The 13,731-nt window shown below is 66.3% G+C and carries 15 protein-coding genes; 6 read left to right on the top strand and 9 right to left on the bottom strand.

The genetic code is table 11. The features are described from left to right. Positions 1-17: 17 nt before the first annotated feature. Genes IFT54_RS00865 through IFT54_RS00830 form a run of 8 tightly spaced genes read right to left on the bottom strand, consistent with a single transcriptional unit; the run spans position 18 to position 7,047 of the window. On the bottom strand, positions 18-863 hold the full coding sequence (locus tag IFT54_RS00865) for a sugar phosphate isomerase/epimerase family protein (RefSeq protein WP_166746603.1): 846 nt from the start codon (positions 861-863) through the stop codon (positions 18-20). Then, complete coding sequence (locus tag IFT54_RS00860) at positions 860-1,435, bottom strand: gluconate 2-dehydrogenase subunit 3 family protein (protein ID WP_192069329.1); 576 nt, start codon at positions 1,433-1,435, stop codon at positions 860-862. The genes IFT54_RS00865 and IFT54_RS00860 overlap by 4 nt, the downstream gene beginning before the upstream one ends. Further along, a complete protein-coding gene (locus IFT54_RS00855; protein WP_244648429.1) occupies positions 1,432-2,277 on the bottom strand; it encodes a 3-keto-disaccharide hydrolase in 846 nt (281 codons plus the stop codon). The genes IFT54_RS00860 and IFT54_RS00855 overlap by 4 nt, the downstream gene beginning before the upstream one ends. Next, a complete protein-coding gene (locus tag IFT54_RS00850) occupies positions 2,274-3,185 on the bottom strand; it encodes a hydroxypyruvate isomerase family protein (RefSeq protein ID WP_192069328.1) in 912 nt (303 codons plus the stop codon). Before IFT54_RS00850 ends, IFT54_RS00855 begins: the two co-directional genes overlap by 4 nt. Before the next feature lie 13 nt (positions 3,186-3,198). Continuing rightward, complete coding sequence (locus IFT54_RS00845) at positions 3,199-3,588, bottom strand: c-type cytochrome (RefSeq protein WP_192069327.1); 390 nt, start codon at positions 3,586-3,588, stop codon at positions 3,199-3,201. Beyond that, positions 3,585-4,727, bottom strand: coding sequence for a Gfo/Idh/MocA family protein (locus IFT54_RS00840; RefSeq protein ID WP_183935941.1), 1,143 nt, complete (start codon positions 4,725-4,727; stop codon positions 3,585-3,587). The genes IFT54_RS00845 and IFT54_RS00840 overlap by 4 nt, the downstream gene beginning before the upstream one ends. Continuing rightward, on the bottom strand, positions 4,724-5,788 hold the full coding sequence (locus tag IFT54_RS00835; RefSeq protein WP_192069326.1) for a sugar phosphate isomerase/epimerase family protein: 1,065 nt from the start codon (positions 5,786-5,788) through the stop codon (positions 4,724-4,726). The genes IFT54_RS00840 and IFT54_RS00835 overlap by 4 nt, the downstream gene beginning before the upstream one ends. Beyond that, positions 5,785-7,047, bottom strand: a complete 1,263-nt coding sequence (locus IFT54_RS00830) for an MFS transporter (protein WP_244648427.1) — start codon at positions 7,045-7,047, stop codon at positions 5,785-5,787. Before IFT54_RS00830 ends, IFT54_RS00835 begins: the two co-directional genes overlap by 4 nt. A 124-nt stretch (positions 7,048-7,171) precedes the next feature. Between IFT54_RS00830 and IFT54_RS00825 the strand changes: the two genes are divergently transcribed. From IFT54_RS00825 to IFT54_RS00815, 3 genes are all read left to right on the top strand, one after another. Then, positions 7,172-8,179 carry a LacI family DNA-binding transcriptional regulator gene (locus IFT54_RS00825; RefSeq protein ID WP_192069325.1) on the top strand — a complete coding sequence of 336 codons (1,008 nt, stop codon included), beginning with the start codon at positions 7,172-7,174 and terminating at the stop codon, positions 8,177-8,179. Positions 8,180-8,324: 145 nt separating this feature from the next. Further along, positions 8,325-8,543, top strand: a complete 219-nt coding sequence (locus tag IFT54_RS00820; protein ID WP_192069324.1) for a hypothetical protein — start codon at positions 8,325-8,327, stop codon at positions 8,541-8,543. A 144-nt stretch (positions 8,544-8,687) separates the two neighbouring features. After that, complete coding sequence (locus tag IFT54_RS00815) at positions 8,688-9,284, top strand: sugar transferase (RefSeq protein WP_042466930.1); 597 nt, start codon at positions 8,688-8,690, stop codon at positions 9,282-9,284. Here IFT54_RS00815 and IFT54_RS00810 read toward each other — a convergent pair. Then, the gene (locus IFT54_RS00810) at positions 9,278-10,366 is read right to left on the bottom strand and encodes a glycosyltransferase family 4 protein (protein ID WP_192069323.1); all 1,089 of its coding nucleotides are present in this window, start codon (positions 10,364-10,366) and stop codon (positions 9,278-9,280) included. The genes IFT54_RS00815 and IFT54_RS00810 overlap by 7 nt on opposite strands. Before the next feature lie 248 nt (positions 10,367-10,614). On the opposite strand from IFT54_RS00810, the gene IFT54_RS00805 reads away from it, so the two are divergent. Genes IFT54_RS00805 through IFT54_RS00795 form a run of 3 tightly spaced genes read left to right on the top strand, consistent with a single transcriptional unit; the run spans position 10,615 to position 13,731 of the window. After that, complete coding sequence (locus tag IFT54_RS00805) at positions 10,615-11,499, top strand: glycosyltransferase family 2 protein (protein WP_244648529.1); 885 nt, start codon at positions 10,615-10,617, stop codon at positions 11,497-11,499. After that, positions 11,496-12,590, top strand: a complete 1,095-nt coding sequence (locus IFT54_RS20850) for a glycosyltransferase (RefSeq protein ID WP_192069321.1) — start codon at positions 11,496-11,498, stop codon at positions 12,588-12,590. The genes IFT54_RS00805 and IFT54_RS20850 overlap by 4 nt, the downstream gene beginning before the upstream one ends. Next, complete coding sequence (locus IFT54_RS00795) at positions 12,583-13,731, top strand: acyltransferase family protein (protein WP_192069320.1); 1,149 nt, start codon at positions 12,583-12,585, stop codon at positions 13,729-13,731. The genes IFT54_RS20850 and IFT54_RS00795 overlap by 8 nt, the downstream gene beginning before the upstream one ends.

Genomic DNA, 13,731 nt, shown 5'->3' with positions numbered 1-13,731 from the left:
TTGGTCTCCTGTCTCGATCAGAAGCGCAGTGCGCGCAGCGTCCGGAAGCTGGTGGTGATGTCGGGCAGATAGGGCGCGGGCGCCTGGTCGTTCTCGACGTAGAAATGCTGCACGCCGGCACCCGACTTGCGCTTGAACAGCGCCGCGAAGTCGAGCGTGCCCTGGCCGACCGCGGTCATGCTGCGATCGGGGCGCATGTCCTTGACGTGATAGGCGTAGAGGCGGGTGGATAGCCGGTCGATCAGCGCCGCGGGATCCTCGCCCGCATGCGCCGCCCAGTAGATATCGAGCTCGAGCTTGACGAGCGCGGGATCGGTTTCCTTGAGCAGGCGGTCGTACAGGCTGACCCCGCCCGGCCGCACCGTGAATTCGAAATCATGGTTGTGATAGGCAAAGCCGAACCCCGCCGACTTCAACTGAGTCGCGAAACGATTGAAATTGGGGAGCGCGGCGTTCCAGCCCTGTTCGTTGCGATGTTCGTCGGTCATGTACGGCAGCACGACGGTCTTCGCACCGAGCGTCCTCGCCATCGCCACCGACGGTTCGAACCGCTGAAGCAGCGCATCATAGCCGATATGCACCGAGGGTGCGGTCAGGCCGAGCCGGTCCATGGTCTTGCGCAACAGCGCGTGATCCATCGTCTCGTACCCGCCGCCGCCGAATTCGACCTCGCGGTAGCCGATCCGCGCGACCGCCTCGAGCGTGGCGACGGGGTCCTTCGCGAACAGCTCGCGTACGGTATAGAGCTGCAGGCCGATCGCCTTGAGCTGTGCGGCGGACGCGGGCGAGATCGAGCGATCGGCCAGCGCGAGCGCCGCCACCGCACCGGTGCCCGTAAGCAGGGTTCTACGGCTGAGGATCATGAGGAATACACCTTGTTGACCTGGGAATAGGGGAAGGCACCGTTATATTCGCCGGGGACCGGCAGATATTCGCGTTCCTGCGTGATGCCGATTTCGGACGTGTAGTAACCGGTGATGACGAGCTGCCGGAATGCGGTGAAGAACGCGCCGCCCGACGGCAGGCCGTCGTTCATCGCCAGAGTGAGCAGCGCGTCGTGCTGTGCCGCGGTCGCCCGGGCGCCGGCGACCTTATAGTCCTGCAGACAGCGCGCCTCGATCGCGTCGAGCCCGGCGATGATCGGCACGCGGTCCTCGGGCCGGGCCCAGTCGGCCAGCAGTTTTTCGATGAAGGCAGGGACGTCCGCCGCGATCGCGCCGGGGGTATCGGTGGTCGGCAGGACCCGCTCGCTGAGCGCGGTCATCAGTGCACGTTGGGCAGGCGTGAAGACCGGCGCGCTCGGTGGCCCTTCGCTGATCGGCGGGATAGCGCCCGCCGGCTGCTGTACGAGCCCGGCCGCGCGCGCGATCGGGGCATAGAGCGCTGCGCCGAACATGCCGGCGACACCGGCCAGCGCGGTTCTGCGATCGATCATTTACCGTCCTTTCCAAGGTCCTGCGCGATTGCCGCATCGGTCAGCGGGCGGATCCAGATGTTGCGGAACGCCACGGGGGAATCATGGTCCTGCAGCTGGATCGGTGCTGCATCGGGATGCGCGGTATAGCGTGCGACATGGCGCCAGTTGGTCGTGCCGAGCATCGCCTGATGGTTCTGGACGAGCACGCCGTTGAGCAAAGCGGTGACATAGGCCGGCCGAACCAGACTGCCGTCGGCGGCAAAGCGCGGCCGCTCGAACACGATGTCGTAGGTCTGCCATTCGCCCGGTTTGCGCGCCGGGTTCACCAGCGGCGGCTTCCAGCCATAGACCCCGCCCACCGTGCCATCGGCATAGGTCGGGTTCCGATAGCCGTCGAGGATCTGCAGCTCGTAGCGCTGCATGAACCAGATGCCGCTGTTGCCGCGGTCCTGCGAGCTCTTGGTCGGCGGATTGGGCGAGCGGAATTCGAGATGCATCTGCACGTCGCCGAAGCTCTGTTTCGAGACAAGATTGTTCTCGCCGCCGCTTTTTGCGCGCGACGGGATTATCAGCACACCGTTCTCGATCGGCCAGGCGATGCGATCGGGCTTCCACGCATCGAGCGAACGGCCATCGAACAGCACGATCGCGTCGGCGGGCGGACCGCCGGGGGCGGCGGCCGGCGCGACGGCGACGGGCGCAGGGCGGTCGGCGTCGTGGACACGCCATTGGCCGCCGGGCAGCATCGGCGTATCCGTGAAGCCCGGCTTGTCCTGCGCGGCAACGGACCCCGTTGTCGTCAGCGCCATCGCCGCGACGACCCCCGCCATCACATAGCTCGTCATGCTCTTCCCCCTCATGCCGCGTCGATCGCGCGATAGGCGGCGATCAGGCGATCCTCGCCCGCGCGTCCCGCCACCGAATTGCCGTGTTCCATGCCGATCACCCCCGCATAGCGCCGGCCGCGCAGCCAGCGGACGATCGCGGCATAGTTGATCTCGCCCGTCATCGGCTCGTTGCGGCCCGGATTGTCGCCGAACTGGAGATAGCCGATCTCGTTCCAGCAGCTGTCCAGCGTGGGGATCAGATTCCCCGACTGGATCTGCTCATGGTAGAGGTCGGCAAGGATCTTGACCGCGGGGCTGTTCGCGCCGCGGGCGACCGCATAGCCCTGCGCGATCGTCTGCATATAGACGCCGGGATGGTTGGTGCGCGTGTTGAGCGGCTCCATCACCATCGCGATGCCGTGCGGCGCGACGATGTCGCCGGCCCGTCGCATGACGTCGATCACGCGCGCCGTCTGGATCTCGACGGGCAGTTTCGGGTCCATGAAGCCGGTGACGACCGTCATCCGGTTTGCGTTCAGCCGCTTGGCGACAGCGATCGACGCGCGGATATCGGCAAGGAACCCTTCGCGATCCGCGTCGTCATTGGCGCCCAGCAAGGGGCGCGACTTCGCCCATTTTGGCATGCTCGCGACGAAGACGCCCATCGTCATGCCCCGCTGCGCCAGCGCCTTGGCCATCCGCTCCTGGTCGGCGAGGGGGCGGGCCGCGGCCTCATTGTCCTCCCAGGCGGTGAAGCCCTGGTCGGCGGCGAAGGCGATCTGCTCGATCAGTCCGCCGCGGCTCGCAAAGCTGCCCTCATGCGGCGCATAGCCGAGCGAGAAGCGGGCGGCGGTCGTGCCGCGGCGCTGCGCGGCGATACCCGCGGGGAGCAGCGACGCCGCGGCGCCGGCCGCGATCAGCGTGCGGCGGGAGAGCGTCATCGCCGGATCCGTCTCATTTCGAGCCCGCCGCCTTCAGATAGGCGATGATCGCGGCGCGCTTTGCGGGATCCGGGGTCGCGATCGGCATGCGCGATCCGGGGACCTTCTTCGACGGGGCCGCCAGATATTCGCTCAGCGTCGCGTCGTCCCAGCGCAGCTTCGACGCCTTCAGCGCAGGCGAATAATTGAACCCCGGCGACGCGGCGGCGGCACGGCCGACCACGCCGTAAAGATTGGGGCCGATACCGTTGCGGCCGCCCTTGTCGACCGTATGGCAGGCCCGGCAAGCGGCGAAGGCCGGGGGCGCCGCGGCGGGTGTCGTCTGGGCGCTGGTCGGCGCGCAGACGGCGATGAGGGCCGCCGCGCCGATACCGGCTGCGCCAAGCCCGATGAAGAATTTCATTCCGTCTCTCCAGGATAGAGCGGCGACCATTTGCGGTCCGATGCCGCGTTGGCGATCACCGCCTCGATAAACCGCATCGTGCGAAGCCCGTCGACGACGCCGGGGAACCAGCGTCCGCCCTCGCCGCGGACGGTTGCCGCAAAGGCGCGGTACAGATTGGCGAACGCCTCGATATAGCCTTCGGGGTGGCCCGACGGGGTTCGCGTCAGCGTGGCGACGCCGGGCTGCAGCGCGGGGCCGCCGGTGCGGACGATCTCGGCAGGGCGGTCGAGCCAGCGCATGACGAGCGTGTTCGGCTCCATTTGCGCCCATTCGAGCCCGCCTCGCTCGCCATAGACTCGCAGCGTGAGCGCATTTTCCTCGCCGGCGGCGACCTGGCTCGCCTTCAGCATGCCGCGCGCGCCGCCCTCGAACCGCAGCATCGCGCTGACATCGTCGTCGAGCCGGCGGCCTGGCACGTGCGTCGTCAGATCCGCCGAGACCGCCTCGACCCGCAGCGCGCAGACATGTTCGGCGAGGTGGAAGGCGTGCGTGCCGATATCGCCGAGACAGCCGCCCAGCCCGGCACGGGCCGGGTCGGTCCGCCATTCGGCCTGGCGGTTGCCGTCGCCATCGATCGGCAAACTGAGCCAGCCCTGCAGATATTCGACCTGGACGAGGCGGATCGCGCCGAGATCGCCGCGTGCGACGCGGGCGCGCGCCTCCTCGATCATCGGATAGCCGCTATAGGTGAAGGCGAGCGCGAAATGCCGGCCGCTCGCCTTGGCGGCGGCGGCGATCGCCTCTGATTCGGCGACGCTCATCGCCATCGGCTTTTCGCACAGCACGTCGAAGCCCGCGTCTAGCGCGGCAATCGCCATCGGCGCGTGGAGATGGTTGGGCGTGACGACCGCGACCGCCTGCGCGCGGATGTCCGCGGGCAGCGCACGTTCGCCAGCGATCATCGCCTCGAACGACGCGTAGACGCGTGCCGGGGCGAGCCCGAGCTGTGTGCCGGTACGCGTGTTGCGGCCGGCATCGGTGCTGAACGCGCCTGCGACGAGGTCCCAGTCGCCGTCGAGCGCGGCGGCCATCCGGTGGACCGCGCCGATGAACGCGCCCTCGCCGCCGCCGACCATCGCGAGCCGCAGCCGGGTCATGCGCGGTCCTCGGCCAGCCCCAGGATCGCGCGGATCGATGCGCGATCGATCCCGCTGGCGGCGAAATCGTCGAACGGGCGCTCGGTCAGGCGGATGATGTGATCACGGATGAACGGTGCACCCTCGCGCGCGCCGTCCTCGGACCGCTTGAGCGCGCATTCCCATTCGAGCACCGCCCAGCCGGCAAAGCCATATTGCGCCATCTTGCTGAAGATCGCCGAGAAATCGACCTGTCCGTCGCCGAGCGAACGGAACCGCCCGGCGCGGTCGACCCAGCTTTCATACCCGCCATAGACGCCCGATCGGCCGGTCGGGTTGAACTCGGCATCCTTGACGTGAAAGCAGGATATCCGGTCGTGATAGCGGTCGATGAAGTCGAGATAGTCGAGCTGTTGCAGCACGAAATGCGACGGGTCGAACAGGAGGCGCGCGCGCGGATGGTTGTCGACCGCGGCAAGGAAGCGTTCCCAGGATGCACCGTCATGGACGTCCTCGCCGGGATGTACCTCGAACGCGCAGTCGACGCCGACATCCGCAAACACGTCGAGGATCGGGGTCCAGCGCCGCGCGAGCTCGGCGAACGCCTCCTCGATCAGCCCGGCCGGGCGTTGCGGCCAGGGATAGACATAGGGCCAGGCGAGCGCGCCCGAAAAGGTCGCATGCGCGGACAGGCCGAGATTGGCGCTCGCACGCGCCGCCAGCTTGACCTGTTCGACCGCCCATTGCTGGCGCTCGGCGGGCTTGCCGTGCAGCTCGGGCGGGGCGAACCCGTCGAACAGCGCGTCATAGGCGGGGTGGACCGCGACGAGCTGGCCCTGGAGGTGGGTCGACAGCTCGGTTATCGTGATGCCGTGCGCGGCGAGCCGGCCGCTAAGATCGTCGCAATAGGTCTTGCTCTCGGCAGCCAGCGACAGGTCGATCAGCTGCGACGTGCAGGGGATCTGCACGCCGACATAGCCAAGGCCCGCAGCCCATTGCGCGAGTCCGTCGAGCGTGTCGAACGGCGGCTCGGAACCGAGAAACTGGGCGAGAAAGATGGCTGGTCCGCGCAGTCCGGTCATGCTGCAATCTCCCGTCGGGTATCGTCGCGAAACAGGATCTGGAACAGCAGCGCGATCACGGCGGCGGCGATCGCGGGATACCACCACATATGCTGCCAGTCGGCGATGGTCGGGGCGGCGGGCAGCTGCGCATAGAGCATCGCGCCGATCTGCGACCCGAGCAGCATGCCGACGCCATAGGTGAACAGCGTCAGCATCCCCTGCGCCTGTGCGTTCACCCCCTTGGGCGTTGCGATCGTGCCGGTGTAGATCGCGCCCGCGACGAAGAAGAAGTCATAGCAGACGCCGTGCAACGCGACGCCGAGATAGACCGCCCAGAGGCTCGACCCGCCGTCGCCGATCGCGAACAGTGCATAGCGCGCCGCCCAGGCGATCATCCCGACCAGCAGCAACGGCTTCACGCCGAACCGGCGATACAGCCACGGCATCGAGAACATGAAGACCAGTTCGGACATCTGCCCGATCGCGAGCGTGCCGCCGACATTGGTGATGCCGGTCGCGCCGACATAGGGCGAGGCATAGGCATAATACATGGCGAGCGGGATCGAGATCAGCGTCGCGCAGGTCATGAAGATCAGGAACGACCGCTGGCGGAGCAGACTGAAGGCCTCGACGCACAGGACTTGGCGCAGCACGCTTTCGTCGCGCGGCGCGTCGGAGGCGACATTGGGCAACGTGAAGCTGTAGAGCCCAAGCGCGATCGAGACGATCGCCGCGACGCGGAAGATCTGCGGGCTGGCGGACAGCCCCGCCCAGCCGATGATCAGCCCCGCGGTGATCCAGCCGAGCGTTCCGAACGCGCGCACGAACGGAAAATTGTCGGTCCGATCGCCAAAGCTCTTGAGCGCGATCGTGTTGGCGAGGCCCACGGTCGGCATGTAGAGGATCATGTAGCCGAGCAGCAGCCAGACGAAGCTGGCGCCGCGTTCGGGCGTCACGAACGACGGCAGCACGAACAGGATCGCGCCGCCGACGAGATGGAGGATGACCATCAGCATCTTCGGACTGACATAGCGCGCCGCCGCCATGCCCAGCAGGAACGAGCCGACGATCGAGGCGATCGGACCGACCGAAAAGGCATTGCCGATCAGGTTGCCGATCCCGACGGTCTGCATCGCCAGCCCGAGCGTGACGTTCCACGCACCCCAGACGAAAAACTGCATGAACATCAGCGCACTGAGGCGCGCGGTGAGCATGCCGCCCGTCGCGGTGTCGACACCGCGCAAGGGGGCCGTTCCCAGATCGTCCGCTACCGCCATTCGCCACCTCTCAACCGCAGTTTTGCTGCTTGTCTGACATAAGGCTAGGTCGGCGCAGCATCGATGTAAAGGATTACATCGGTTATCGGTCGACAGCGGCAGCGGCCGGATCCATGACCCGGCGATGCCGACGATCATCGAAGTGGCCGCGATGGCTGGCGTCTCCACCGCAACCGTGTCGCGCGTGCTCAGCCGACCGGACCAGGTGTCCGAAAAGACCCGGCTGCGCGTGCTCGCGATCGTCCGGTCGTCGGGCTACGCCCCCAATGTCGCCGCGCGCAGCCTGCGCACGCTGCGCGCCGCCAAGATCCTGCTGACGGTCCCCGACATCTCGAACCCGTTCTTCGCCAGCGTCATCCGCGGCGCGGAGGAGGCGGCGCGCGACGCGGGCTATTCGGTCGTCGTCGGCGACACGCGGCATGATTCCGCGGTCGAGGATCAATATGCCGACATGTTGTCGCGTCGCGAGGTCGACGGGCTGATCTTCCTCGGCCACCGCCTGCCCGACAGCCTCGCGTCGCTGCTCGCGCGGGAGGGGGGCGCCGCACCGATCGTCAATGGCTGTGAATATAGCGCGGATCTCGGCGTCCCCAGCGTCCATATCGACAATGCGGCAGCGAGCGCGGAGGCGATCGCGCATCTCGCCGATCTCGGCCACCGGGCGATCGGCGTCGTCACCGGCCCCGAGATCAGTCCGATCAGCCGCGACCGTCTGACGGGTGCGCTGCGGGCGGCCGAACTGCGCGGTCTGCGCGACGCGCTGCACGTCGAGATCGGCGATTATTCCGCGGGATCGGCGTTCGTGGCGACGCACGCGCTGCTCGCCGCCGGGGTAACCGCGATCTTCTGCTTCAGCGACGAGATGGCGCTGGGGGCGCTGAGCGCGATCGGCGAGGCCGGATTGTCCTGTCCGCGCGACGTGTCGGTCATGGGGTTCGACGATCTTCCGCTCGCACGCTATTTCCAGCCCGCGCTGACCACCATCGCGCAACCCAAGGGGATGATCGGCCGGCGTACCGTCGAGCTGCTCGTCGACATACTGCGCGGCGTCGAATGCCCGCGGCGGCAGACGACGCTCGCGCATACGCTCGTGGTGCGCGGCAGCACAGCCGGGCCGCGCACCGACCGCTAAGGCGCGCGCGCGGCACCGTCCGACGGGCCGCCCGCATCGTCCCTGAGGCCGCGTCCCGCCAAGCGCGCGCGCCGGATGTCGTCGACCGTGCCTCGGCCCCGGCGGACCGCCGCGCCTGCCCGACCCTCGACCATTCTCAGAAAATATGAAGTTCCAGCAGGCGCTTAATGGTGCGGCCCGTCAAAACTATCACGAAGGCAGCGGAACTCATCTATTAGATGCTTACAATATGTTCGGCCTTATGTTTGCCGATGAAGTCTATAGAATGATTGTAGATATTCAGAAAACAAGATTGTATTATTGGATAGAGACTCGAAAAGCGCGATATTTATACAATTACATTGCCTTATTGAATGCAACATAGAGGGAGAGTTTGTGTTGCATTGCAGAATAACAAATGCGCTTTGCTATCACCGTGGGGGGTTTTGTGGCGACACGCGGGGAAATTCTTCAATATGGCGCTGAGCGCAGCCCGGCACCGCCAGCCATTTCTGTCGAACGACGCCTCATGCGGCTTTTCGACATTCTGCTCGCGCTCGTTGCCCTGCTTTTCTTTGCGCCGCTGCTCCTCGTCATCGCCGCGGCCGTTTATGTCAGTGACCCCGGGGCGATCCTGTTTGCGCAGCGCCGCATCGGCTATGGCGGCGCCTATTTCCGGTGCTTCAAGTTCCGCTCGATGGCGGTCAACGCGGAGGCGCTGCTCGCCGATCTGCTGGCGTCCGACCCGCAGGCCCGGCTCGAATGGGAATTGAGCCACAAGCTCAAGGAGGATCCGCGCGTCACTCGCGTCGGCAGCTTCCTGCGCAAGAGCAGCCTGGATGAATTGCCCCAGTTGTTCAACGTGTTGCGCGGAGAGATGAGCATTGTCGGGCCAAGGCCGATCGTCGAGGCGGAAAAGCGGCGCTACGGCCGGTATTTCGAGCATTACTGCATGTCGCGTCCGGGGATTACGGGGCTGTGGCAGATCAGCGGCCGCAGCGATGTCTCCTATCAGCGCCGGGTCGCTTTCGACGTTGCCTATTGCCGGTCGCAGTCGCTGTCGCTCTATCTCAGGATCATCCTGATGACCGCACCCGCGGTCCTGATGGCCAAGGGGTCCTACTGACCCGGTTGCACGGTCTGGAGATCGAAGATCGCGGAAAGGATGATCCGCGCCTGTTCGCGCCAGGAATATCGGCTCGCCTGGGCCAGCCCGCGACCCGCGAGCGTCCGCGCATAATCGGGATCGTCGAGCACCGAGGTCACCGCACGGTGGATCGAGTCGTGATCATAGGGATCGCAATAGGCCGCTGCATCGCCGCACCGCTCGCGCCTCGACGGGATGTCGGATGCCACCACCGGGCAGGCGAAATGCATCGCCTCGAGCGGGGGGAGGGGGGAGGCTTCGTAGAAGGACGGGAATAACAGGCACCGCGCGTTGCGGTACAGATCGCCGAGCCGGCCGAGATCCTCGACCTGACCCTCGAGGCGGATCAGATGTTTGACGTCATCGGGAATGCTGACGGGGAGCGGCGACAGGAACGCGCCGGACGATCCGACCAGCACGAGCGGGATGCCGCGTTCGCGCGCCATCGCGATGCCGACCGCCAGCACCCCGGCGATGTTCTTGCGATGCGACAGCGAGCCGACATAGAGAATATAGTCGCCGCGGGGCGCGTCGATATCGGGCGGCGGGGCCGCACGCGCGTCGCAGCCGGCACGCCAGCCGCCATTCTGCGCGACGATCAGGCGGTGGCGTGCGCCCGGCACCAGGCTGGTGAACATTGCCTTTTCTGTTTCGGACACCGTCACGATCGGATCCGCGCGGCGCAACAGGAACGGCAGCATGAACGCATGGCCGAGTTTGTAATGACGGCGATAGGCATCGGGAAACAGCCGATAGGACAGATCGTGGATCATCAACGCGACCGGCTTGCGGCCGAGCAACGTCACAATTGGTGCGGTATTGCCGAGGCACAGCAGGCGTCCGCCCTTCACATGGCGGGGCAGCACGAACTGTTCCCAGACATGGCCATGCGCGTGACGCGTCCGTTCCACCTGCATCGCGCGCAGGTTGAGATCGCCGATATCGGCATCGGCTTCGCACACCAGGCGGACGCGCAGCGGCACGTCGCCGTTCGCAACGAGGTGATCGATCTCGCGTGTGATTTCACGTGCAACGCGTTGAACGCCGGTCGTGGGCTGCATCAAAAAGCGCCCGTTGATGACCAATTCCCGCAGCTGGTCCGTCATTATTATCCCCGAACCAAAAGACATGTCGTCCGCGACTAACATCATCATTATGAAAATAAAGTATTTCTATTTTATCAAATTGTACAAAAGATTTTCCAAGCAGTAATAGTAAGCGACATGCTTGCTATGAATAGAAGGTACGTTACAAGACAAGTCGTCAAGCAGCTATGCTGGATATTGCTTGGGGGCGAATAGTGGCTTTGATGTATGTCGTCGTGGCCACGGTCGGTCGGGCGTCACTGACGCGTCGAACGATCGATCTGCTGGAACGACAGACGCGACGGCCCGATCGGGTGATCGTCGTGTCGGTCTCGCCGCAGGACGTCGAGGGTGTCGCGGAAAGCCCGGTGCAGCCCGAGATCGTGTTCGCCGGACGTGGCCTGTGCCGACAGCGCAACGCGGCGCTCGACATGATCGGCGACGCGGCGGCGTTCGTCACCTTCTTCGATGACGATTTCGTTCCCGCGCCCGACTATCTCGAAATGGTCGAGCGCGTGTTTGAGAGCGATCCTGCGATTGTCGGGATCACCGGCGACCTGCTCGCCGACGGCATCAACTCAAGCGGGCTGAGCGTCGAGGCCGCGTTGGCGATCGTCGCGGCGCGTGCCGCCAGCCCCGATTCCCAAGCCGATCCCCAAGCCGACCCGGCGCTGCGCGATCGTCAGGCGCTCTATGGCTGCAACATGGCGATCCGCCTGAGTGCCGCGACCGGACTGCGCTTCGACGAAGCGCTGCCGCTTTATGGCTGGCAGGAGGATATCGATTTCACGACGCAGATCGGACGACGCGGCCGACTGGTTTCGTCCGCGTTGATCACCGGCGTGCACATGGGCGTGAAGTCCGGCCGCACGCCGGGCAAGAAGCTCGGCTATTCGCAGATCGCGAACATCGTCTATCTGAAGCGGAAGGGTACGATGCAGCCGCGGCTGGGCGAACGGCTGATGACCGCGAACGTCATCGCGAATCTGGTGCGCAGCCTGTGGCCCGAGGCGCATGTCGATCGGCGCGGGCGTTTGTGGGGCAATGTCCTGGCCTTTGCCGACCTGACCCGCGGCAAGCTCGATCCCCGCAAGATCGAGCGGATGTGAGCAGCACCGCGACGCCGATCTATTTCAACGGCAAATTCTATGCGGGCGGGATGAACGGGGTGCACCGCGTGTCCGATCGCCTCATCCGCGAAGTCGACGCACTGCTCGCCGCAATGCCGCCCGAACGTCGCCCGCCGGCCCGCCTGCTGATACCCGCGCGGCGGCAATGGCAGCCCGCTCTGCGCGCGATTGAACTGGTCGAGCAGGTGGACGGCGATACGCAGCGATGGGAGCAGCTCGTCCTGCCCGCGCGCGCGGCCGACGGCGTGCTGGTCAACCTCGCCAATCTCGCGCCGATCCGGCATCGCCGCAAGATCCTGCTGATCCACGACGCGCAGTTCCTCTTCCCCGACAGCTCCTATCCATGGCGACAGCGGGTCGGATACCGGCTGCTCGTGCCGCGCATGGCGCGCAGCAGCGCGGCCGTCCTTACCGTGTCGGCTTATTCGCGGCAGATGCTCGACCTGCTCGGCGTGGTCGATCGGCGGATGACCGAAGTCCTCCATAACGGCGTCGACCATATTCTCGACGGCGAGTCCGACCGCGACGCGCTGGCGCGACTGGGGCTCTCCGCGGGGCGCTATGTGCTCCTGTTCGGCAGCCCCAAGGCGTATAAGAACAACCATGTCGTGTTCGAGGCCTTTGCCGATAGCGCGTTGGCGCCGTTGCAGCTGGTGGTGGTCGGCGCGGATCGCGCAGCGCTCGACGCGGCCGGTCTGACGCCGCCGACCGACGCGGTGTTCGTCGGTCGCTGCGACGATGCGACGCTGCGTGCGCTCTATACGGAAGCATATGCGCAGGTCTTTCCGTCGCGCACCGAAGGCTTCGGGCTCCCGCCGCTCGAGGCGATGCTGTGCGGTTGTCCCGCGATCGTCGCGCCCGCGGGCGCGATTCCCGAAATGTGCCGCGATGCGGTCCTCTATGCCGATGTCGACGATCCGGCGGGGTGGCGGCAGGCCATCACCGCGCTGGCCGATCCGGTCGTCCGGTCGGCGAAGCGCGCTGCCGGCTATGGCCGGGCCGCGGCGTTCCGCTGGGATTCGGCAGGACGGCAGCTGCTGGACGTTATCGAGCGTGTCGCGCGTGACTGAGGGGATCGATGCGCGCGCGTATGCACCGGCGGGGCCGGGCGCTGATCGAAGCGATCGCGGCGTGACCCGCCAGCGCCCGCATTATGCCGCGCTCGACGGGCTGCGCGGGCTGGCGGCGATCTCGGTCCTGCTCTTCCATCTCGGCCATTGGCAGGGTCATCCCTGGCTGGCGGCGAATGCGGGGCTCGCGGTCGATTTCTTCTTCTGTCTCAGTGGCTATGTGCTGTCGGTGGCGTATCGCGAGACGCTCGATCAGGGGATGGCGACGCGGACGTTCGCCGTCCTGCGGCTCGTCCGGCTGATGCCGCTCGTCATTCTCGGCACGCTGATCTCCGCCGCCTATCTCGCCGCGCGCATCGTCCTGCTGCACGACACCACCATCACCGTCGCCGAACTCGCGCGCGCGACCGCGTTCGGATTGCTGTGCCTGCCGATGCTCGACGCGAGCCGGGCGATCGGCGGGCCACAGGTCTTTCCGCTGAACGGCCCGCAATATACGCTGTTTCTCGAAATCGTCGTCAACATAGCCTGGGCGGCGCTGCGCCGGATCGACGGAATGAGGAGCGCGCTGGCGATCGTTGTGGCGGGATATGCGCTGATGGCGCTGGTCGGGATAGGCGGGGACGAGGTGGCGAGCTTCTGGACCGGCCTGCCGCGCGTGTTCGGGGCCTTCTACGCCGGGGTCGGGCTCTATCATGCGCAATCGCGGTTCGCGCTGATCCGCAATGCGCGGTGGCGGTTCCTGTTCTGGCCGCTGCTCGGGCTCAGCGCGCTGCTCTTCTACTGGCCGCAGGGCCTCTCCTTCTGGGTCGGATGGAGCTGGTCGCTGATCGTCTCGCCGCTGCTGGTGCTCAGCGGGGCGCATGTCGTGTTGCGCGGCCGGGTGGCGCGGGCATCGGCAGTGCTGGGGGCGCTCTCGTTCCCCGTCTATGCGCTGCATTATCCGATCTTCGTCTGGATCAACGCGGCCTATCAGGCGATCCTCGGCAGCAGGAGCTTTGCGGTCGGGACCGGGCTGGCGCTGCCCGGCGTGCTGATCGCTAGCTGGCTGATCCTGCGGTGGTGGGACGAACCGATACGCCGCGCCATGACGACGTGGTTGCGCACCCGCGCGCCGCAGCGCGTCGCGAACGGCGTCTGA

Origin of the sequence: Sphingomonas sp. CFBP 13714 (assembly GCF_014842205.1) — a bacterium.
GTDB lineage: Bacteria > Pseudomonadota > Alphaproteobacteria > Sphingomonadales > Sphingomonadaceae > Sphingomonas > Sphingomonas aerolata.
Note: the sequence above shows the minus strand (reverse complement) of the source record. Positions and strands in the feature narration are given on the sequence as shown.